Origin of the sequence: Flavobacterium sp. Root420, assembly GCF_001427905.1 — a bacterium.
Lineage (GTDB): Bacteria > Bacteroidota > Bacteroidia > Flavobacteriales > Flavobacteriaceae > Flavobacterium.
Map to the genome: position 1 here is coordinate 555,413 of NZ_LMEF01000001.1, position 22,509 is coordinate 577,921.

The following is a 22,509-nucleotide window of genomic DNA, read 5'->3' on the forward strand; positions in this document are numbered from 1 at the left end:
TATAATCCCGCAGTAGACAAAACCTATCGTTTTTTTTAATTACTTTTAATCATCAATAAAAATGTCATGCAAAAATTTGTTTACAGCTTTATTTTTCTCTTTATAATTACTTCTTTGAGTGCGCAAAGTTATAGCGCTACTTTGCCTAATTACGAAGCCTACAAAACATTCAAAGGCAAACCTTTATCTGATAAATTTTCGAATATCGAATCGGTAAAAATTGTTTACGACCTGAGAACAAAAAAAATGTATTATTTCAATAGTACCTTAATTTCTCATCATTATGATTTTGTAACCAACTATTTAGGTTATGATAAAGAGGTAGAAATCTTTAACAAAGATAATTACAGCGATACTGAAAAAAACCGGGACTATTTATTGGGAAACCTCAATCATGTTAAAGGAACTGAAAAATGGATTTTCGAATTAGCAGCTTCAGATCGTATGACCATTCCCCTAATTGAAAACTTTTATAATTTAATTATAAAGTCAAGTTTCATTGGCCCGGATTTAAAATTTTACTTAAACAATCCAGAAAAAATGGAATGGTTTCAACAAAATAAATTTAAAATTCCCTGTGTGAAATCTGACTATATTTTTAATGATATCACCTATCAGGAAGTCGTTTCCGGAAGCACAGTTGGAATCTTAAAACAATATAAAATAAAAGATTTAGAAACAACAAAACCAAACTCTGATGAAATTATCATTTTGGATGGAACGCCTGATATCCTGCCAGATGTAAGAGGAATTATTATAAACGAACTTCAGACACCGTTGAGCCATTTAGTGCTTTTAGGTAAAAATAGAAAGATTCCGATAATGGCGTATACAACCGTTTTAAAGGATAACAATATCAAGAGATTAATTTCTAAGAAAGTAGAATTAAAAATTGAAATTGATACTTTTTATATCAAAGAAACAACCAAAAAAATAAACCAAAAAACTGCTTCCAAAAAGAAGCAATTGATTATTGATAACAGTATTACAGATTTAGTCGACTTAAATTCTATGCCTAAAAAAGGTGTCACTTTTATAGGTTCCAAAGCACAAAATATGTCATATCTCATTGCAATTTCAAAAGATATTGCAAAAGATATCCCTTTTAAAACTCCCGAAGATGCGCATGCGATTCCTTTTTATTTCTATACTCAACACATTCAAAAGAAATCTATTTCACCTTTAATCAGCGAACTTTTAGCTTATCCGCATAAAGATTCGACGGTCTGGATCAATCATCAATTGAAAAAAATTCGTGCTGCCATTAAAAAAGAGCCAATTAATGCCGAGTTAATAGCAAGACTAAATCAAACTTTTAAAAATGCAGCTTTTAAAAATTTCAGATTCAGATCCTCAACCAATGCCGAAGATTTAGATGATTTTAACGGAGCAGGTTTATATGATTCAAAAACCGGAATTCTTGGCGACAGTATAAAATCCTTCGAAAAAGCAATTAAACAAGTTTGGGCCAGTGTCTGGAATGAAGGTTCTTACAATGAAAGAGAACTTTTTGGAATTGATCAACGAAGTATAGCTATGGGAGTTTTGGTACATCGTTCTTTTCCGGATGAATTAGCCAATGGAGTAATTATAACACAAAATATCTTCAGAAAAAATTTTCCGGGTATTACGGTCAATATCCAAAAAGGAGAAAATTCAGTTGTTAAACCAGAAAAAGGAGAAATCTGTGAGCAATTCACAACTTATTACTTAACGCCAGAAAAAACAGCCGATGAAGATTTTAATGTCGATTATACATCCAATTCCAATTTAAACAATAATGAACCTTTGTTAAATAGAAAAGAAATGATCAGACTTAATTCTGTTAGTCAAAAAATAGAAACCCAAATGAATCGTTATTGGAAAAAAAACAGACTAAATCCAGTTGATATTGAATTTAAAATTGTGGGAGAAAATAGAGATTTATATATTAAACAGGTTAGACCATTTAACGAATAATCAATAGAAAACCTGTAGATCTATTTCATTAGAAACTGTATTAATCAGAATGATTTTAAAATCAAAATCGTCAACATTTATTTTGTGCTGAATCAATTTTCGAATTCTCTGATTATCTAATGAAAAATCGTCTTCCAAAGGAATTTTAACATCAACAATATTCAAATATTTAGATGCTTTTTTGTTGACTAAAATTGAGGCAAAAATATAAAATCCGATAATAATTATTTGAAAGAACAACAACACTTCAATCTTTTCAAACGGATACATTATATCTAAAATAGAAAGTGTGATAGTTGCAAAGAGAAAAATAATGGCATTTACGGTAAAAGACTGTGTCCTAAATCTTAAAATGGAGAAAATAGCAAATAATCCAAATCCAATCCCTACTCCAATTTCGATTTTTGTAAATAAATAACACAAAGAGAAAGTACAAAGACCAACAATTACCATCAATGGATTTATCGTTTCATTATCTTTTCTGTTAGAGAAAAAATACAAAATCAAAATTGAAAAAAACAATAATAAAAACCGCCCGGTAAGTTCGTTTAAATCCATTTACTCAAAGTATTAGCAAATCAAATTTAGAAAAAAGTTTGTCACGAATTTCACGAATTGACACAAATTACTTATTTTAATTTCTTATTAGTGTAAATTCGTGAAATTGCTTCGCCAATTCGCTAGCGCTCGGGTCGTGTCAAAAAAAATAGTCGTAAAATGGCTATTTATACTATTCCATTTTAGGTTTTGAGTCTGCTTTGTAATTGCTTTTCGGATCACTCATATTTACTTCTTTCGTCAATTTTCCTTTTAGATAAAATTGCCACATTCCGACTTTCTTTCCGTTTAAAAATTTCCCTTTAGAAGCCATAACACCGTCAGAATCATAGAAGATAGCTTCTCCATTATATTCATTATTTTTATAAGTACTTTGCTCTAAAAGCAATCCGTTTTGACCGTATTTTTTATAAGTTCCATCTTTTAAACCATTCTTATACGTCATTTCTTCGGCAATTTTAGAATCGGGATAAAAAACAGATCGTATTCCTTCCGGCTTTCCGTTTTTATAATTTTCAAGTGTCATAACAACTTTTGAAGCTTTATGGTAATATTTCCATTCCCCTTCACGTGCTTTCCCCACTTCTTTCCCTTCGCTTACCTTATTCTTATTCTGATCATAAAAAATAGTGTAAGAGCTTCCATCATTAGCTGTGAAATCACGAGTAGCTACAACATCACCTTTTTTGGTATCATCAAAAAACTTAAAAAGTCCGGTTTCTTTTCCATGGCTAAAAGCCCCTTCGTAACGCGGACGTTTTGAAAGTTCGTAAGTTCCTTTCCAGACTCCGTCTTTTTTTCCGCTAGCATCAAGTTTATTCACTTCTTGTGCCGAAACTAAAAAGGCATTTAAAAAAAGTAATCCGATTATTATTTTTTTATAAGTCATATTAAATTCAATTTTAAGCTTTAACGAAAATGCTTTTGATAAAGTATACTATAAAAATAAAAAAATCTCGATAAATCGAGATTTTTTTATTGTATTATTTCTTTTTGTTTTGACCTTTTGTAGCCTCTTGTTGTTCCATTACCTCTTGAAGACGTTGTTGAAACTTGCTTTGTTTTTTAGGCTCTTTTAATTTATTCTCCTGAATTTGAGCGTGAATTTTATCTGTATCAACAATATAATTTTTGATCACAAACATAATTCCGATTGTAATTAAATTTGAAATAAAGTTATACAAACTCAAACCAGCACCATAACTATTGAAGAAAATCAACATCATTAATGGCGAAACATAAATCATGATTTTCATCATTTTAGCCATATCCGGCATACCTTCTTGCTGAGGCGCTGCCATTTGCTGATCTCCAGAAGTCATTTTCATATAAAAGAAAATAGCAATTGCAGCCAAAATTGGAAACAAACTGATATGATCTCCGTATAATGGAATATGGAATGGTAATTGTACCACAGCATCAAATGACGATAAATCGTCTGCCCATAGGAAACTTTTTTGTCTTAACTCAAAAGCAGATGGAAAGAACTGGAATGATGCATACATAAACGGAAGCTGAATCAAGGCCGGAATACATCCTGCCATTGGGTTTACTCCTGCTTTATTGTACAATTTCATTGTTTCCTGTTGTTTCTTCATTGGGTCTTTTTTGAATTTTTCCCCCAACTCTGTAATCTCCGGACGCAAAACTTTCATTTTAGCCTGAGACAGGAATGACTTATAGGTAATTGGTGACATTGCCAATTTTATCAAAATAGTAAAGATGATAATTGCAATTCCTAATGACAATCCAATTGTAGAACTCAAGAATCCGAATAACGGAATAAAAATCCATTGGTTAATCCATCCGAAAATTCCCCAACCTAATGGAATAATTTTTTCGAAGTTTTTATCATAAGATTTTAAAGTTTTATAATCAGAGGGTCCAAAATACCAGCTCATTTTATAATCAACTTCTCCATTAGAAAAAGCTAAGGGAACTGTTGCTCTAAATTGCTTTACAAATGTTGTGTCGATGCTTTCATCTTTAATTAACGCATCAGATTGCAATTTAGATTTTTCGAATGGTTTATCTGTGGCTAAAATAGCAGTAAAAAAATGTTGTTTAAAAGCTATATAACTCACTTTTTCAGGAGTATCTTCTTTTCCTACACCATCACTTACTGAGCTGTATTTTTCGTCACCATATTCATATTCTAACTGAGCATATCTCTTTTCGATAGAAACACTCTTCTCGTTTCTAAAACTTTTCAAATCCCAAACTAAATCCAAAGGTTTAGAAGAATTCAAAACTTTATTTAATCCTTGAGAACGAATATCAAAACCAACTAAATAATCATTTGCTTTTAAAATATATTTGTACTCCAAAAATTCGTTAGCACCAGCTTTCAAACGCATGGTCAAAATTTGATCTGCACCGCTTTTAGTAAGCGTTGGCTCAAAAAATAAATCTTTAGAATTTAAAGTTCTGTTATCCGTTGTTTGTAACTGAATATTTAAATGAGAATTATTGTCTTTGATTAATTCAACTAATTCTCCAGAACCTTTTTTGAACTTTTCAAATTCTTTAAGTGTAGCTTCAACTATATATCCACCTTTATTAGCGATTTTCAGTTTAATCTTTTCGTTTTCAATAGTTGTAAAACCTTCTTTTGCAGAAGGAAGTGTAGCAGAATAAGCAAAACCTCCTAAAGTTTTTTGCAAATTTGCCAATTGAACAGTATCACCCGGAGTCGTTGCAGCAGCAACTGGCAAAACAGCTGTTTTGGTTTTATCTGCTTTAGCCTGAGCTTCTTGCTTGGCAACTAATTCTTTCTTGGCTTTTTCAGCAGCAATTTCCTTATCAGAAGGCTGATTTTGGTACATAATCCAAATCAAAATTCCGAATATCAATACAAAACCAATGATTGAATTAAGATCAAATTTTTTTTCTTCCATTATAATTTAAAAAAAGTTATTCGTTAAAGGCTATTAGTTGTGAGTTAGACTCAAACGTTACATCCTTTTAGAATATTAATATTATTTTTTATGTGCATTTACAGCAGCAGCCACAAAATTTACGAAAATTGGATGTGGGTTTGCAACAGTACTTTTGTATTCAGGATGGTATTGTACACCAATGAAAAACGGATGATTTTCAAGTTCTATAATTTCTACCAAACCAGTATCAGGATTTACTCCAGAAGCAATTAAACCTGCTTTCTGCAATTCATCTTTATATTTATTATTGTACTCATAACGGTGACGGTGACGCTCCGAAATGGTTTTTTGACCGTAGATTTTATGAGCCAATGAATTTGGTTTGATATCACATTTCCAAGCCCCAAGACGCATTGTCCCACCTTTGTCTGTAATTGTTTTTTGCTCTTCCATCAAATTCACCACAGGATGTTTTGTTTTATCATTCATCTCTGTAGAATTCGCTTCAGTGTAACCTAGAATATTTCTTGAATATTCGATAACAGACATTTGCATTCCTAAACAAATTCCGAAAAACGGAATATTATTTTCACGCGCAAAACGAACTGCTTCGATTTTTCCTTCAATTCCCCTTTCACCAAAACCAGGAGCGACCAAAATACCATCAAGAGGCCCTAATTTCTCTTCCACATTATCAATATTAATGTGCTCTGAGTGAATAGAAATTACATTTACTTTCGTTTCATTAGCAGCACCTGCATGAATAAACGCCTCTAAAATAGATTTGTAACAATCCTGCATTTCTACGTATTTTCCAATCAAGCCAATATTTACCGTATGTTTTGGATTTTTCAATCTGCGTAAAAAAGTATTCCAGTTTTTTAAATCCGGAGCTGCTTTTTTAGGTAAATCTAATTTTTTCAAAGCCACAACATCTAATCCTTCTTCAAGCATTAAATTTGGAACTTCATATATTGTTGAAGCATCAATAGACTGAATTACAGCTTCTCTTTTTACATTACAAAATAAGGCTAATTTATTACGCAATTCATCTGAAAGTTCGTGCTCTGTTCTACAAACTAAAATATCAGCTTTGATACCACTTTCCATCAAAGTTTTTACAGAGTGCTGTGTTGGTTTAGTTTTTAACTCACCTGCAGCAGCCAAATAAGGAACCAATGTTAAATGAATAACGATTCCGTTATTTTCACCCAATTCCCAAACCAACTGACGAACAGACTCGATATAAGGTAAAGACTCAATATCACCAACAGTTCCACCAATTTCAGTAATAACAATATCGTAATCACCAGATTTACCCAGCAATTGCATTCTGTCTTTGATTTCGTTAGTAATATGAGGAACAACCTGAACTGTTTTTCCTAAAAATTCCCCTCTTCTCTCTTTTTCAATAACTGAAAGATAAACTCTTCCTGTAGTAACGTTATTTGCCTGAGAAGTCGGAACGTTTAAGAAACGCTCGTAGTGACCTAAATCTAAATCAGTTTCAGCACCATCATCTGTTACATAACATTCTCCATGTTCGTACGGATTTAATGTTCCCGGGTCTACATTTATATACGGGTCAAATTTTTGAATAGTTGTACGGTATCCTCTTCCTTGTAACAATTTTGCTAAAGATGCCGCGATAATTCCTTTTCCTAATGAAGAAGTCACACCGCCTGTAACAAAAATATATTTTGTTTGATTCATTCTGTTGTTGTTTGTATTGTAGTTGTGTAAAAAACTTGGCAAAAGTACAAATTTAATTAGATAATTTGTCAATAAGAGAATGAGATAATTTGCAAATTTTTAAACAGAATGATTACTTGCTTTCGTAATCGATAATTTTAAGGATTTATTAGGATTATTTTTGAAGATTGTATTTAAATTGAGACTAGTTACTATCTCTAATTTGTTATATATTTTCACTTTTTGCCTAAATTATAAGTTTTACAAGAAAGTTCAGGCATAAAAAAATATTATAATTTTAAAACATCGACTTGTACACATTTACAAATTCAGTCTTGAATTCTGTGGTGCCAATTTGTTTTCAAAAATTATAATATTTTTTATTTGTATTATAATTTCAAAACATTGACTTGTACACATTTATAAATTCAGTCTTGAATTCTGTGGTATCAATTTATTTTTAAAAATTATAATATTATATATATCAAACTTATATAAAAAAATTGAAATAACCAAGTATTTTTCTTACTATTTTAAAGGTTTAGGATATTGCTTCTTGATATTACGAATTAATTCCTCCAAACCATTTAATTTTAGTTCATAAATAAGCTGCAATTGCTGCCCTAATTCTCCTTTAGGAAAACCTTTATTTTGATACCAAACCACATAATATTCTGGTAAATCAATTAAAAAACGACCTTCGTATTTTCCGAAGGGCATTTTGGTATGCGCTAATTTTATGAGAAGTTTTTTGTCTTGTTCCATTTTTTTTTAGAAAAAAGAAGCAAGAGAAAAGAATATAGATTTATTCTCTTTCTTGCTTCTTGTTGGTACAAAGCTATTATTTTTTGCCACAGATTAAAAGGATTAAAATGATTTTTATAATCTGTGTGCTTTTTTGCCGCGAATTGCACGAATTAGCTCGAATTCTAATTAGTAAAAATTAGTGCTGAATATTCTAAGAGCTAAAAGACTTAGCATCTTAGCATCTCAGAGCCTTAGCAACTTAGTAATGCCATCTTACAAAAGCTTCCATAGCGGCATAAGTTGCCAATCCTAATTGTTGGTACAAAGCTGCTGTTTCTGCGTTTCTGTCTTCGGCTCTTTGCCAAAATTCTCTGGCGTCGGTTCCCTGGAAGACAACTCCGTCTTTTTGAGATTGATGCTTGAAAATTCCATGGCGTTTTGCCAAAACCTGATCCGGGCTCATTGGCACTGCCATTTCCACTTCATCAATTCCCCATTCCTGCCATGCTCCTCTGTATAACCATAACCAGCAATCGTCCATAAATGATTTTGGTTTTAGGACTTTTACGGCTTCAAAAATAGCATCCAGACATACTTTATGTGTTCCGTGTGGATCTGCTAAATCTCCGGCTGCGTAGATTTGATGTGGTTTTATTTTTTCAATTAAATCAACTGTTAATTGAATATCTTCCGGTCCGATTGGTTTCTTCTCAATGGTTCCGGTTTCATAAAATGGTAATTCCATAAAATGAATCTGATCATCAGTCAATCCAACAAAATGACTTGTTGCCCTTGCTTCTCCTTTTCTGATCAATCCTTTGATGTAACGCACTTCCGGAATGTCAATTTCACTGTTCTTTTTATTGGTTAAAAAGGTTGCTGCTTTCTGGTAAATATTATCTGCTTCTGCACTTTTGATTCCGAATTTTTCATTGTAATCAATCACGAATCTGGCAAAACGAAGCGCTTCATCATCCGCGACAGCGATATTTCCTGAGGTTTGATACGCCACGTGTACTTCATGTCCCTGTTCCTGCAAACGCATGAAAGTTCCACCCATACTTATAATATCGTCATCTGGATGCGGACTGAAAATCAGGACACGTTTTTTAGCCGGTTCTGCTCTTTCCGGACGGTTTGAATCGTCGGCATTTGGTTTCCCACCTGGCCAGCCTGTGATTGTATTTTGAAGTTTATTGAAGATTTTAATATTGATGTCGTAAGCCGGACCTGAATCTGCCAATAAATCGCTCATTCCATGTTCAATATAATCGGCATCGGTAAGCATTAAAATTGGTTTTTTAAGCTGAAGGGCCAATCCTAAAACCGCTTTACGGGTTAATTTGTCTGTCCATGTTACTTTTTCTACCAACCATGGTTTGTTGATTCTGGTTAGTTTTGAAGAAGCTTCTTTGTCTAAAACAAAAACCGCATTATTATGTTCCTGTAAAAATGAAGCCGGTACGCGATTCGTAACTTCATCTTCTACTGATTTTTTTACAATATTCGCTTTTCCTTCTCCCCAAGCCAATAATATTACTTGTTTGGCCTCCATGATTTTTTTAACTCCAAGGGTAATGGCTGTTCTTGGTGTATTGCTCAATCCAAAGAAATCTTTGCTTGCCGCAACTCTCGTAATATGATCTAAAGCCACTAATCGTGTTTTTGAGTTTTGAAGTGAACCTGATTCGTTAAAACCAATATGACCGTTTCCTCCAATTCCAAGAATCTGCAAATCGATGCCGCCTAAAGCTTCAATTTTAGCTTCGTAATCATGGCAATAATCGGCAATTTGTTCTTTTGTTAAAAGTCCGTCCGGAACGTGAGCATTTTCAGGTAAAATATCGACATGGTCAAACAGCAATTCTTTCATGAAACGAACATAACTGTTGATTGAGTTTGGTTCCATTGGATAGTATTCATCCAGATTAAAGCTGATTACATTCTTAAAACTCAAACCTTCTTCTTTATGCAAACGAACTAATTCAGCATACAATCCTTTTGGTGAAGAACCAGTTGCAAGACCTAAAATGCAAGGTTGATTCTCTTTTTGTTTGGATTGAATTAAAGCCGCAATTTCCTGAGCAACTGCTTTTGAAGCATCAGAAGAATTTTCAAAAACAACCGTATTGATGTTTTCGAATCGCTTTTCGAATCCTGTTGCTTTGTCGATTTTACTTTTTAACATGATATAGTTTTTTTTTAATTTCTCGTTTTTATTTACCATTTTCGGTATTTATGACCTTTAACCGCATAAAAAAGAATCATTATATAAGATGGCAATAACATTAAATACGCAAGCTGATTTCCACTTCTTGAAACGTCTTGCGTTCCTGCTGTAATATTTGATGTATTTATTGCTTCTGTAATTAATCCATATAATAAAGGAAAAATAGCACCGCCAATAATTCCCATAATCAAAATAGCACTTCCAATTTTAGTATAACCACCTAAATCTTCTAATGCCATTGGCCAAATTGCCGGCCAGCAAAGCGCATTTGCTAAACCAAGTAATGCTACTAAAAGAATTACAATTGGCAAATTTGGAATTCCAGGCAATTGAATCATCAATTTAGGTGAAATAATAACAATTGCCAAAACTAAAATGATTCCCAATATCCCAGATCCTTTTAAAGCTGTTACCTGTGATAGGTATTTTGGAATCAGGGTTATTCCTAAAATATAGCCAACCACCATTGCTGACATGGTAAAAGAGGTTAATTTTAGATAAAAATTTCCTTCATCGCCATACACTCCTAATTGTTTTCCGAAACCTCCAATTGAATCTCCAGCCAAAACTTCAGCAGCTAAATACAACATTAAAGTAATCACTCCCAAAACCAATTGAGGACGTCTGAATGCATTTTTAATTTGTTTGAAAATGCTCAAATTTGAAATATTCCCCTCTTCATCCAAATCAATTTCAGGAAGTGGAGAAAACTTTACCATTAAAGCCAATACCATAATAATCAATCCCATATAAAGATAAGGTCTTTGCAATTGTAATGCAAGAGAATTTAAGGCATTTGATTTTGCAACCGAATCCAGCATCGCGATCTTATCTGCTGTAAACTCCTCCATATTGGATAAAACCAAAGCAGTCAATATAATTGGCGCCACAAAACCGGCCAATTTATTCGCAATTCCTAAAACACTAATTCGGGCTGCGGCACTTTCTCTGGGACCAATTACAACCACATAGGGGTTTGAAGCTGTCTGCAAAATTGCCAAACCCGTTCCCATCACAAAAAGTGCTATTAAAAACAATAAAAAAGTACGACTTTCTGCAGCAGGATAAAACATAAATGCGCCGCATGCAATAATTAATAATCCTAAGGAAATTCCGTTTTTATACCCAACTTTTTCAATTACCCAGGACGATGGAACGGCCATAACGAAATAAGCAATATAAAAGGCAAAAGTTACAAAGTACGCTTGTGAAGAAGAAAGTTCGCAAGCCAATTCAAAAAATGGAATTAAAGGTCCGTTGAGCCAGGTTACAAATCCGAGAATAAAAAATAATGCGGTCAGAATAACCATCGGAAGAATTGCACTTCTTTTTTCTATTTGTATGGCACTTTCAATGTTTGACATAATACTTTTGGGTTGATTGTTAATAGATTTTTGGTTTTCAATCTAAGATAGCATCAACACTTTAATTCATTTGCGTTATTTACGCAGTATTTTGCGTTTTTTTTGCAATACAAAAGTAATGTAATAAGTTGTACTTATCCCTAAAATAGATATGAAATATTTGTTAATATTTGTTAAGCTTCCCAGTCCAGCACGGGATAATATTTTTTGAGATATTCTTTGACATCTGCAATATCTTCTTTAGCAGTTAAATCTGGAACATGTTCTGAAAATGGAATTCCAATAGTTGTATTTGGATTTGCTTTAACCGAATTCAAAAGAACCGTTGGCAACTCTTTTTCGTCTCTCTCCAGATTAACAGGGCAATTTTTAAGATGTGTATATAAAGTGCTTCCCTTAAATTTAAAGGCATTCATACTTACTCTTATCCTTCCTTCTACATCTTTATAATGTTCTAAATCATCTGCTGTTGGTTTTTCTAAAATATCCAGTAATTGATTATTTTGATCTAATTTGGCAATCGCAAAACGTGAAATCCTTTCAGAAGGAAATTCTAAGGCATCACGATCGTAACTGATAAATGCATTTGGACTTTCTGTTTCCCTCAGTGCCAACAAGGCTTTCGCCGAATATAAATTATCACTATTACAAACCGAATATTCCTGTGTATTTAATTCCGGAAACTGTTCTACGGCCTGAAACAACGCATCAGCAGTTCCAAAAGGTTTTACTCGTCCTTCAGGAATATATTGTACCGCAAATGAGATGTTAAGCCCGTGAAAATTATTGTTTTCATTATGGTTTCCATAAAATTCTTTAAACAACTCACCTTGTTCTCCTATAATAATATAGATGTTTATATATCCTGCTTTTTTAGCATTCAATAAAAGATAATCCAGTAAAGGTCTTCCGCTTGCGCCAACGCCTATTAAACCTTTACTTCTTTCGTTGGCCTGTGCAATTTCCTCAGGAGACAAATTATCTAAAACGGCTTCCTTTTTCATACGAGAGGATGCACCGCCCGCAAGAATAACTAAATTGTTGTGCATATTTATATCTTAAATTTCAATATTTTCAATAATTCTCACTCCGGGATCAACGCTAACCGAATATGCTTCCAAGGCTCCGGCTTTTAAAATAGCATCGATAACTAAGTTTTCTTTTTCGGGATCTGCAATTACAACGATACTTCCACCGCCACCAGAACCCACAATTTTAGCTCCGTACGCACCTGCACGTAAAGCCGCATTAATCATATCATCAATTCTGGGGACTGTAATTTTCAATAAATCACGCAAAACTTCATGATGCTGATTCATTAATTCACCAATTCTTTTAAGATCTAAAACTGGTTTTTCAAACTCTTTTAAAGCTTCTTTGGTATAATGGTAATTTCTCAAAGCCGCTTCAAAAAATGGAATCAATCGATCTGGTAAACAATTTCTATAACGATCAATATCTTGAATTTCGGAAGTGTTCAAATCAAAATTTGGAAAATTCTGTTTTACAATATCAATTGCCATCAAAGCATTTCCTTTTAATTCGCCAATCAATCCGATTGTTTCTTTAGGAACTCCGGAAACCCCTGTAATTAAACCTTTTAAATTGGTTCCGATAACTTTATACGAAAAAGGATCTTTTGTATTGATATACACGATATTCCCTACTCCAATACTAAAATGATCCATCATACCACCTGGTTCTTCATGCTCTAAAACTTCAGAGGCATATCCTATTTTGGCAGTAAATTCCGGCGTCACTTCATCATCAACTCCAAAAGCAGTTATCAAAAACTGAATCCAGGCCATTAATAACGCCGACGAACTTGATGTGCCAGAATTTATTGGAATATCGCCAGTGATTGTAATATCGTATCCAACAGTTGGAATACAACCATGTCTCCGCAAAACACGCAGCGATGAGGCAAAATAATCACGAGATTCTAATTTTTCGAAAGTTGCATGAATATCTATCACCCGAATTTCATCAATATCGATCATATTAAGAACAAACGTATTGGTTTGATTTTCTTCTGCAGTTAATTTTATATCCCGATTAATAGCACATGCTATAACAGGTAATCCTAAATAATCCTGATGATCTCCAAAGAGACATGTCCGACCCGGGGCTAATGAAGTAATTTTTCTCACTTGAAAATTTTACATTACAACCTTGTAATTCAAACAATTACAAGGTTATTTGGTTATGAATTTATTTTATTATTTCGGTTTTGATTCTACGAAACTATATATTATATTTTTATAAAACAAGAAAAAAACAAAAAATGTGCTCGAACACACAAAATAAATGTTCTCGAGCACACAATCTAATTCTTCTAAAAAATTTTACATTAATTAAAACAAAGTTTCTATATTTGCTTATATGGATAAGAAGTACACAATTAAGGATATTGCAAAAATGGCAGGAGTTTCTAAAGGAACTGTTGATCGTGTTTTGCATAAAAGAGGAAAGGTTTCTCCTACTGCATTGGAAAAAATTAATGAAGTTTTAAATGTCATTAATTACGAACCTAATTTAATTGCCCGAAATCTAAAAAACACTAAAGTTTATCGTATTTGTGTTTTACTGCCTGATCCTGAAATTGACCCTTATTGGTTTCCTTGCGTTAATGGGATTCAGGATGCCATAACAGAATTTAAAGCCTATAGTGTTATTATAGAAACCTATTTTTTTAATCCTGAAAGTACTAAATCGTTTTTAAGTACCAACGAAAAAATAATCGAAAAAGCGCCTGATGCTGTTTTGATCGCACCTTTATTTCATAAAGAAACTGTCGAAATTATTAAGCAATACGATGAATTGGAAATTATCGTTAATACCTTTAATAACCAGGTTGAGTCGTCGTCTATTAAAAGTTTTGTCGGACAGGATTTATATAAAAGTGGTCGTGTGGCCGCTAGTTTAATGAACCTGATTCTGGCGGAAGGGCAAATTGCAATAATCCATATTGATGAAAGTCTTAAAAATGCCGTTCACATGCAGGAGAAAGAAAAAGGATTCAGAAATTATTTTGATGAAAAAAAACTATCTGATTTTTCTTTAACGACATTAAAATTAAAATACTCCAATATAGAAACCAAGTTTCCTGCATTTATAGATGAAAATCCAAATTTACGTGGTATTTTCATCACAACTTCCAAAGCCTATCAAATTGCCTCCATTTTATCTTCTCAAAAAAACAAAAAGATTGCACTTATTGGTTATGATTTAATTGAAAAAAATGTAAACTTCTTAAATCAGGGGTTGGTTCATTTTTTAATTCATCAAAATCAAAAGAGGCAGGCTTATTTAGGAGTCAGCACTTTAGTGGAGCATTTTTTATTCCGAAAAGAAATTCCGGAAACGATTTTGCTACCAATCGATATTATTAATGTGGAGAACGCTTCTTTTTACGTTTCGTAATTGATATAAAATTGCCGGCGGATTTAACGGATCAAACGGGTTTACACAGATTTTAATTATAAATTTGCAATAAAAAACAGCGAAGACCCGCTTAATTCGTTAAATCCTTGGGCTAAACTTCACATCTTTGCCGCAAATTACTTCATCAAAATAAACTTTCCAAACGAAGACGCAATATGAAAATTGGGTTCCGGCGTATTTGGATTTACCCAGGAGATCCAGGTTGGTTCGTAGTTTTGCTTTTCATCTTTAGAAAATTTAGCTCTATAAACTCCAGCTTCAATCGTATTGCTCTGAATTAAATTCAATTCTTTTAAAGAAGCAATACTGATTCTTCCTTCAACGATAAAAGAATTTTCTCCTTTTGAAGATTTTACTTCCAAATGTTCTTTGGGCCAATTCCAGTTAAAATCAAAATCCTTATTTGGCTTTGCCTCAAAATCCATTATTCTGGCTGCAGTATCCATTTCAAGACAATAATAAGGATTTAGAGTATCATTTGTTCTAAAAAATAATTCTACCCGATCTGAATTTCCTATACTATCTACGCTATCATCTTTTTTGTCGATATAAATATCGGTATCAAAAACCTGGAAATTAAAATAGAAATTTTCTAAATCATGAAGTGCCCGAAATTCAATTTTTGAAACCGGATCGCTTTTCCATGGAGAAGAAAAATCGGTTAAACAATTTGCTTTTTCCCAAAAAGAAGCTTCTAAAATTTCTGGATCTTTTTTTTGATTTTTATTGATAAAAACAACTTTATATTCTTTCACAATTTTGGTTTTTAAATTTTGTTATTTTCTATTTTTTAAAAAGCAAAAATGTCCTGAAATCCAAATTGAAAACAGGTCATTTTTAAGATCACCAATATAGTTCAAAAATTAAGAACAAAATATTCTTTACTTAATTAAAATAAAATCATCGAAAAGCGATTTTCTTACTAAATAAAACAATAAGAAAATCCTGTTTAATTACCATCTATTCAATCTACTCATTGCGAAATTCATAATATTTCACAAAAGCATCATTTATTATTCATCTAAACAACAATTTCGTATTAAATAAGCCTAAATAAAGAAGTCCATTTATTTCTAAAAATATTTGTAAAAATCACACTATTTTAAGTCAAAAAAAACGTTTCGCACAAATTTATGTGCTCGAGAACATAAATTTTGTGTGTTCGAGCACATTTTTTGTGTTTTTTCTTGTTTTATAAAAATATAATCTATAGTTTCGTCAGACATTAATCTTAAAACTAAGTTAATTCAGTAAAATTTAAGGTGATTTTGATGCTTCAAAAAAGGATAAAAACAGATAAAATAACCCGTTTTTAAATCGAAAAATGAAGTGAATATTTCAAAAAAAAATAATTCAAACAGAAGTCAAACAGAAAAATAAAAATGAATTCCTCAGTCAAAAAAGAAATCTAAAACTTACAACAACAAAAAACAAATTAATATTAACCAAAACCAATTTTAAGTATGAAATTATTAACCCAAAAAAAGCCAAGAGATTTTCGGATTAACAATTTATCCGGAAAAGAAATCAAACTAACCGTTCTTTCGCTATTAGTTTTCACATTTCAAGCTTCGGCGGCTTCAACGATAAATATATCACACAAAAACAATACTGTATTGTTTTTTGAAAAAACCGTAAAAGGTACGATAACAGATCAAAACGGACTTCCTTTACCTGGCGTAAATGTTACAGTGAAAGGTTCTGGTAAAGGTGTTCAAACTGATGTTGATGGAAGTTTTGCGATTACGGTACCAGATAATGCTACCAAACTTATTGTAACTTATATTGGTATGGAAGATCAGGAAGTTACAATAACTGGTGCTCCGCTTAAAATTATAATGAAAGAAGTTGGACAAAAGCTAGATGAAGTAGTTGTTGGATACGGAAAAGCAAAGAAAAAAGACCTTACAGGTTCTGTGAGTTCTATTGGAAAAGACAATTTAAACTTAGGCGGAACTGTTTCTAACGTTGGGCAAGCTTTACAAGGACGTGCGTCAGGAGTTCAGGTACAACAAAACAGTTACGCTCCGGGAACCAGCCCGTCAATTGTAATTAGAGGTGGAAACTCAATCAACAACTCTAATGCACCTTTATATGTTGTTGATGGATTTATTACAAGTACAGGTGCTTCTATTAGTCCAAACGATATCGAAAATATTCAGGTATTAAAAGATGCGTCTTCTACCGCTATCTATGGTGCCAGAGGAGCAAATGGAGTAATTTTAATTACAACCAAAAAAGGAAAATTAGGAAAAATGCAGGTTGAAGCAGAGATTTCTGATGGTTTTCAAAACATCATCAAAGAACCATCTTTGTTAAACGGGCAACAATATGCTGATATTCAAAATGCAATCGCAAAAGAAAATGGAAGACCACCCGTTTTTCCGGCAAGTTTTCCAGTTGCTAATACCAACTGGTTTGATGCTGCAACGCGTCCTGGAGAAGTATTGAACAGAACGCTTACTTTTAGTGGAAGCGACAAAACATCTAAATTCTTTCTTTCCGGAAACTACATCAAACAAACCGGAGCTATTGAAAATACTGATTTTGAAAGATATAGTGTGAGAATGGGTGGTGAGAAAAGATTTAATGACAAATTAAATATAGGTACTAATTTTTATGGCGCTTCAAGCGAAGGCAATAACAGTGATTTTGGAGATAATATTTTATCGCCAATGTTCTCTGTACAGACTGCACCACCTTCTATTCCAATTTATAATGCTGATGGATCTTACTACAAATTTCAAGGAAAAGACAATGCTTTAGCGCTTTTACTAGAGCCAACTGATCACACAATCAACAGATTGGCTAATGGAAATATGTTCCTGGATTATGAAATCATTAAAGGTCTGACTTATCATTTTGGTGCAGGTGCTGAGTGGCAAGAAGTTATTCAGGGAAAATATACACCTAGCACATTGGTGGCAGGAGCCGCTCTAAAGGGCTCTGGATCTGAGGAAAACAGAACTTATTTTAGATGGAGTACTGAACAATATTTGACTTATAAATTTAACATAAGTGAACATTCTATATCAGCAATGATTGGAACTTCAAACCAAAAAGATACCTATGAGAGAGTAAGGGCAGCCGGAACTGGTTTCTCTAATGACTTATTAACATACTATAATCTTCAGGGTGCTGCAGTTTATTTGAAACCAGAAACCGAAAAGACAGAAACTAAACTGACTTCTTATTTTAGCCGTTTGAATTACTCATTTGCAGATAAATATTTACTTTCTTTCACCATTAGAAAAGATGGATCTTCTCGTTTTGGTCCTAATAACAGATTCGGAATCTTCCCTTCCGGAGCCGTTGCCTGGAAAATGTCTAACGAATCTTTCATCCAAAATTTAAATACTTTTTCTGAGCTTAAATTAAGAGCTAGTTACGGTATTACAGGAGCAGATGGTATTGGAGATTACGCCTACATGAACAGATTGACTTCCTGGGGAGTAACTATTGGTGATGGTAATTTTGTTGGTGGCACTGAACCTGCCAATTTAGCAAACCCAAATTTAAAATGGGAACAAACAGCCCAAACTGATATAGGTTTGGATATGGGATTTTTCAATGACAGACTTACTGCAACCATAGATTTTTATAAAAAGAGAACTACAGATGCTCTTATAAATGTTCCCGTTGGAGGATGGTGGGGCTTTAGTACTCAAAGAGTTAACTCTGGAGTTATTGACAACCAAGGTATTGAATTAGGTCTTAGCAGTACAAACTTTAGAAACGATAAATTTACCTGGACAACTTCTTTAAATGTTGCATACAATAAACAAGAAGTAGTATCACTTGCTGATAATGTTAAAATCATTAGTCAAAACACTTCAAACCCAAGTGGAACTGTTTCCGGTCAGGAATTTACACGATTAGAACCGGGAAAAGAAATGGGTGTACTATATGGCTATAAATATGCCGGAGTTATTAAAACCGGAGAAACTTATGCTGCACAGCCATTATCTGTTGCCGGAGATCCAAAATATGTTGACGTAAATGGTGATGGTACAATCACAGCTGATGACAGAACTTATTTAGGAAATTCAACTCCACATTATATTGCTGGATTAAATAATGATTTTAAATATGGAAATTTTGATCTAAATATCTTTTTCCAGGGCGCTTTTGATTATTCAGTATATAATATGACGGCAATGGTTGGTGAATCATCTACAAGTACGGATGCCTTAAACCGTTTTGTAGTTGGCACAAATGAAAACACTGATATACCGAGAGATGGTTATTACAAAAGTAAATATGGTAGTTATGTGAATTCAAAATTCGTTGAAGAAGCCTCATACCTACGTTTAAAAAATGTTTCTATCGGTTATTCTATTCCCGAAAGTGTTTTAAAACAAGCCAAATTTATAGACAGTATAAGATTGTATGCAATAGGTCAAAATTTATTGACTATCACAAACTATTCTGGAAATGATCCTGAAATAAATGGACACACAGCTAGTGCTACGTCACAAAACATAGGTGGAGGAATTGATTTCAACTCATTCCCGGCTTCAAGAACGTTTATTCTTGGAATAAAAGTCGCAATTCACTAGTCTAAAAAAGCTTTTTTAGTAACATTAAATTTATTAAAATGAAAAAATATACATTATTATTACTTTTACTTACCGCAGGGACACAATTTTCGTGTAACCAGGATCTTGATCCGACGGTATATAGTAGTTTGACCAATACCAATGGATATCAAACAAAGTCAGATGCTATTGCGGCTATAAACTCCATTTATGGTAGATTAAAAGGGCCCTCTGTAGGTGATAACTTCTCTTATTGGGCAACGCGACACTTCGCTTTGACAGATATTGCCACAGATTTAGGGCATTGTCAATACGGTGGAGATCCTGGGCAATTGTCTTTAGGAACATGGAGTTCTACAAATGGATTGCTTCAGGAAGACTGGAATGCTATGTACAAACTAATTGCAAATGCCAACTTTGCCATTTTTAACATTACTCCAATGCCTGGAATTACAGCTGCAGAAAAAGCACAATTCATAGCTGAAGCTAAGTTTTTAAGAGCTTCTGCTTACATGGATCTAACGGATGCCTGGGGTCCGGTAATTTTGATTACGGAAGCAAATTTAGGAAATCCAAATTATTTGGATCAAACTCCACCTTCATCTGTCGAAGAAATTGATGCCTTTTTGGTTAAAGAATTGACTGAAGCTGCTGATGTATTACCCGTTAATTATAAAAACAATGCCATTTATGGCACAAATGATGTAGGACGTGCCACAAAAGGGGCTGCACTTACTTTAATGGCAAAATTATACTTACGTAGTCATGATTGGCAAAAGGTAGCTTCACTTACGCAACAAGTAATAAACCTAAACGAATACAGCCTTTATCCTTCCTATTTAGGATTGTTTAAAGAAAGTAACAAATGGTGTAGCGAAAATATTTTCTCTTCATTAAGTGATGCCAACACAAACGGAACAGAATTATTAAATCACTTTGGACCAATTGATCATCCGGTTGTTCAAAACAGATGGCAATATTATACAGTAAACTGGGATTTCTATAATACTTTTGGTAATGAAGACGAAAGAAAACAATGTTTCTTCCCTGAATTTGAAGGTGTTGATGGATTATTACACAAGCAAGCACCTTCATTAGGAGCAGAACCACCAGCAGGAGAATTTTACATGCCGGATGTATCTACAAGAAAATATGCTGATGATGAAACTACAACCTATTATGATGGTCATAGTGTAAATATCCTTCGTTATGCTGATGTATTATTGAGCAGGGCTGAAGCATTAAATGAAATTAGTGGTCCTACAACAGAAGCTATCGATCTTATTAATAAAGTTAAAGGAAGATCTCACGCCAAACTATTGGTTTTGTCTGATTACAATCAATCTACTTTGAGAGATGCTATTTTACAGGAAAGAGGATGGGAGTTTTTCTACGAAGGAAAGCGTCGTGCAGATTTAATTAGAATGAACAAATATGATGTTTTGGTAAATGCTTATCACTTAAGAGTTGGAGAAGCTGCACAAATCAAAATGCCTCAAAATAAATATTATACTTATCCTCAAAGTCAGGTGAATCTTAACCCAAAATTAAGCAACGCTGACAGACAATAACAAAAAAATTCAATCAGGAATAGACAGTTAAATGGTCTGTCTATTCCTGATTTTTAAACAAAAACAAGTACTTTCTGTTTCATAAAAAAAGTTTCAGATGATCAAAAAATTAATAGTAAAAGGGAGTTTTATTTTGGCATTGCTTGCCTTGGCAAGTTGTTCTAAAAATCAGGCGCGTATCACAAATATCAATATTGGGACCCATAGCAACAACGAATTGAAGATTCAAATCGATGTTACTACGAGTGACAATGTTCAGGTATATGCAGAATACTGGTCTGAAAAAAAAGGAATAAAAAACAAAATAAGTTCTCCAATTTCAAAAACAGGTCTCTCCCACTCTTTGGTACTTTGCAATATTACTCCTGAAACCAATTATAATTTTCAATTGATAACCATTCAGGATAAACAAAAAGACAGCAGTAAAGTCTATAATTTTAAATCAAGAAGTTTACCAGAATGGCTTCAAAAACAATTCAAAGCAAATTGTCCAAAACCGGAACTTTTACCTGAAAACTTCAAAAAAGGTTTTATGCTTTTAGCGAAAAGAGAAACACCTGGAGTTGCCTACATTGTGGATTATAAAGGAAATTTAAGATGGTATCATACTGTTGAAGGAACTGGATTTAAAGTAACTCATTTCACAAAGGACCAAACCATTATTTCGATTTTAGGTAAAAATGATGAACCAACAAGTTACGGAAGTGAAATTTTGGAAATCAATTTACAAGGTGACACTTTAACACATATCAAAAAAGGTCAGGCCGATTTTAAACAGACTATTCATCATGAAATCATCAAAAAATCGACTAACGAAATTGTTACTATAACTGTGGATCAAAAAATAATGGATTTAACTTCTATTGGAGGAAAAAAGAATGACACAATAAATGGAGACGGAATTTTGATCATGGATAAAAAAGGAAAACAACTTTGGAAATGGAGTGTTTTTGATGATTTGGATCCGTTGAAAGATAAGTCGTTGCTCAAAACAAAAAAAGACTGGACGCACGCCAACAGCCTTAATTATGATAAAGATGGAAACTTTTTAATTTCATTTTACAATAATGGCCAAATCTGGAAAGTAGATTCGAAAACTGGAAAAGTAATCTGGAAATTAGGAAAAGATGGCAATATAAAAATGGCTGCAGAAAGTAATTTCTCTCAGGCACATGCCGCACATATTAACCAAGATGGAAGTTTAATGTTCTTTGATAACGGTGTAGATAAAAAACAATCTTCTGTTTTTGCTTTGAAATTAGATGAAGAAGGTAAAACAGCAAAACTGGATTTCCACATCAATTTGCCAAAAGACATTTACAACGACAGAATGGGAAGTGCTTATATGATTGATAAAGATGCCATTTTAGTTTGTTGCTCGAAAAGACATATAACGGTTTTAACAAATAAAAAAGGAGTTTTGCTTTGGGCTTTAGAGTCTGAAATTCCACCTTACCGTGTGCAGTTTATACCGGAAGAAAAAATGAAACCTTTTCTTCTGAATTAAATAAAAGATTAAAATTTTAA

Annotated in this window: 15 protein-coding genes; 5 read left to right on the forward strand and 10 right to left on the reverse strand. The window is 33.0% G+C overall.

The window, feature by feature from the left end; all coding sequences use genetic code 11:
• The first annotated feature begins 66 nt into the window (after nt 1–66).
• Entirely contained in the window at nt 67–1,959 is a 1,893-nt protein-coding gene (locus ASC72_RS02515) for a PEP/pyruvate-binding domain-containing protein (protein ID WP_056186202.1), read from the forward strand.
• Here ASC72_RS02515 and ASC72_RS02520 read toward each other — a convergent pair whose 3' ends face one another.
• The 9 genes from ASC72_RS02520 to ASC72_RS02560 all read right to left on the reverse strand — a co-directional run bounded on the left by ASC72_RS02520 (nt 1,960) and on the right by ASC72_RS02560 (nt 13,579).
• Nucleotides 1,960–2,517 (reverse strand): DUF4956 domain-containing protein, encoded by a 558-nt coding sequence (locus tag ASC72_RS02520; RefSeq protein WP_056186207.1) that lies wholly within the window; start codon nt 2,515–2,517, stop codon nt 1,960–1,962. It abuts the gene before it with no gap.
• A 172-nt stretch (nt 2,518–2,689) separates the two neighbouring features.
• Nucleotides 2,690–3,406: a toxin-antitoxin system YwqK family antitoxin gene (locus ASC72_RS02525; RefSeq protein ID WP_056186211.1), complete on the reverse strand. Its 717-nt coding sequence runs from the start codon at nt 3,404–3,406 to the stop codon at nt 2,690–2,692.
• A gap of 94 nt (nt 3,407–3,500) precedes the next feature.
• Nucleotides 3,501–5,414, reverse strand: a complete 1,914-nt coding sequence (gene yidC / locus ASC72_RS02530) for a membrane protein insertase YidC (protein ID WP_056186214.1) — start codon at nt 5,412–5,414, stop codon at nt 3,501–3,503.
• Nucleotides 5,415–5,495: 81 nt separating this feature from the next.
• Nucleotides 5,496–7,109 (reverse strand): CTP synthase, encoded by a 1,614-nt coding sequence (locus ASC72_RS02535; protein ID WP_056186879.1) that lies wholly within the window; start codon nt 7,107–7,109, stop codon nt 5,496–5,498.
• A gap of 507 nt (nt 7,110–7,616) precedes the next feature.
• Nucleotides 7,617–7,853 carry a DUF3820 family protein gene (locus ASC72_RS02540; RefSeq protein WP_056186218.1) on the reverse strand — a complete coding sequence of 79 codons (237 nt, stop codon included), beginning with the start codon at nt 7,851–7,853 and terminating at the stop codon, nt 7,617–7,619.
• A gap of 241 nt (nt 7,854–8,094) precedes the next feature.
• Nucleotides 8,095–10,023: a glucosamine-6-phosphate deaminase gene (nagB, locus tag ASC72_RS02545; RefSeq protein ID WP_056186881.1), complete on the reverse strand. Its 1,929-nt coding sequence runs from the start codon at nt 10,021–10,023 to the stop codon at nt 8,095–8,097.
• A gap of 32 nt (nt 10,024–10,055) precedes the next feature.
• Nucleotides 10,056–11,429, reverse strand: coding sequence for a sugar MFS transporter (locus tag ASC72_RS02550; protein WP_056186223.1), 1,374 nt, complete (start codon nt 11,427–11,429; stop codon nt 10,056–10,058).
• A gap of 173 nt (nt 11,430–11,602) precedes the next feature.
• Nucleotides 11,603–12,478 (reverse strand): sugar phosphate nucleotidyltransferase, encoded by an 876-nt coding sequence (locus ASC72_RS02555; protein ID WP_056186226.1) that lies wholly within the window; start codon nt 12,476–12,478, stop codon nt 11,603–11,605.
• Between the two features lie 9 nt (nt 12,479–12,487).
• Nucleotides 12,488–13,579, reverse strand: coding sequence for a galactokinase family protein (locus tag ASC72_RS02560; RefSeq protein WP_056186229.1), 1,092 nt, complete (start codon nt 13,577–13,579; stop codon nt 12,488–12,490).
• A 232-nt stretch (nt 13,580–13,811) separates the two neighbouring features.
• Here ASC72_RS02560 and ASC72_RS02565 point away from each other — a divergent pair, with 232 nt between their 5' ends.
• Complete coding sequence (locus ASC72_RS02565; protein WP_056186232.1) at nt 13,812–14,852, forward strand: LacI family DNA-binding transcriptional regulator; 1,041 nt, start codon at nt 13,812–13,814, stop codon at nt 14,850–14,852.
• Between the two features lie 137 nt (nt 14,853–14,989).
• Here ASC72_RS02565 and ASC72_RS02570 read toward each other — a convergent pair whose 3' ends face one another.
• Nucleotides 14,990–15,628: a sugar-binding protein gene (locus ASC72_RS02570; protein ID WP_056186236.1), complete on the reverse strand. Its 639-nt coding sequence runs from the start codon at nt 15,626–15,628 to the stop codon at nt 14,990–14,992.
• Between the two features lie 708 nt (nt 15,629–16,336).
• On the opposite strand from ASC72_RS02570, the gene ASC72_RS02575 reads away from it, so the two are divergent.
• The 3 genes from ASC72_RS02575 to ASC72_RS02585 all read left to right on the forward strand — a co-directional run bounded on the left by ASC72_RS02575 (nt 16,337) and on the right by ASC72_RS02585 (nt 22,489).
• Nucleotides 16,337–19,432, forward strand: a complete 3,096-nt coding sequence (locus tag ASC72_RS02575; protein WP_056186241.1) for a TonB-dependent receptor — start codon at nt 16,337–16,339, stop codon at nt 19,430–19,432.
• Between the two features lie 38 nt (nt 19,433–19,470).
• Nucleotides 19,471–20,982, forward strand: coding sequence for a RagB/SusD family nutrient uptake outer membrane protein (locus ASC72_RS02580; RefSeq protein WP_056186244.1), 1,512 nt, complete (start codon nt 19,471–19,473; stop codon nt 20,980–20,982).
• Between the two features lie 97 nt (nt 20,983–21,079).
• Entirely contained in the window at nt 21,080–22,489 is a 1,410-nt protein-coding gene (locus ASC72_RS02585; RefSeq protein WP_056186247.1) for an aryl-sulfate sulfotransferase, read from the forward strand.
• Nucleotides 22,490–22,509 lie beyond the last annotated feature (20 nt).

Coding starts and splice junctions, on each gene's coding strand:
- ASC72_RS02515 (WP_056186202.1), top strand. CDS start 67: ATGCAAAAATTTGTTTACAGCTTTATTTTTCTCTTTATAATTACTTCT.
- ASC72_RS02520 (WP_056186207.1), bottom strand. CDS start 2,517: ATGGATTTAAACGAACTTACCGGGCGGTTTTTATTATTGTTTTTTTCA.
- ASC72_RS02525 (WP_056186211.1), bottom strand. CDS start 3,406: ATGACTTATAAAAAAATAATAATCGGATTACTTTTTTTAAATGCCTTT.
- yidC (WP_056186214.1), bottom strand. CDS start 5,414: ATGGAAGAAAAAAAATTTGATCTTAATTCAATCATTGGTTTTGTATTG.
- ASC72_RS02535 (WP_056186879.1), bottom strand. CDS start 7,109: ATGAATCAAACAAAATATATTTTTGTTACAGGCGGTGTGACTTCTTCA.
- ASC72_RS02540 (WP_056186218.1), bottom strand. CDS start 7,853: ATGGAACAAGACAAAAAACTTCTCATAAAATTAGCGCATACCAAAATG.
- nagB (WP_056186881.1), bottom strand. CDS start 10,023: ATGTTAAAAAGTAAAATCGACAAAGCAACAGGATTCGAAAAGCGATTC.
- ASC72_RS02550 (WP_056186223.1), bottom strand. CDS start 11,429: ATGTCAAACATTGAAAGTGCCATACAAATAGAAAAAAGAAGTGCAATT.
- ASC72_RS02555 (WP_056186226.1), bottom strand. CDS start 12,478: ATGCACAACAATTTAGTTATTCTTGCGGGCGGTGCATCCTCTCGTATG.
- ASC72_RS02565 (WP_056186232.1), top strand. CDS start 13,812: ATGGATAAGAAGTACACAATTAAGGATATTGCAAAAATGGCAGGAGTT.
- ASC72_RS02575 (WP_056186241.1), top strand. CDS start 16,337: ATGAAATTATTAACCCAAAAAAAGCCAAGAGATTTTCGGATTAACAAT.
- ASC72_RS02580 (WP_056186244.1), top strand. CDS start 19,471: ATGAAAAAATATACATTATTATTACTTTTACTTACCGCAGGGACACAA.
- ASC72_RS02585 (WP_056186247.1), top strand. CDS start 21,080: ATGATCAAAAAATTAATAGTAAAAGGGAGTTTTATTTTGGCATTGCTT.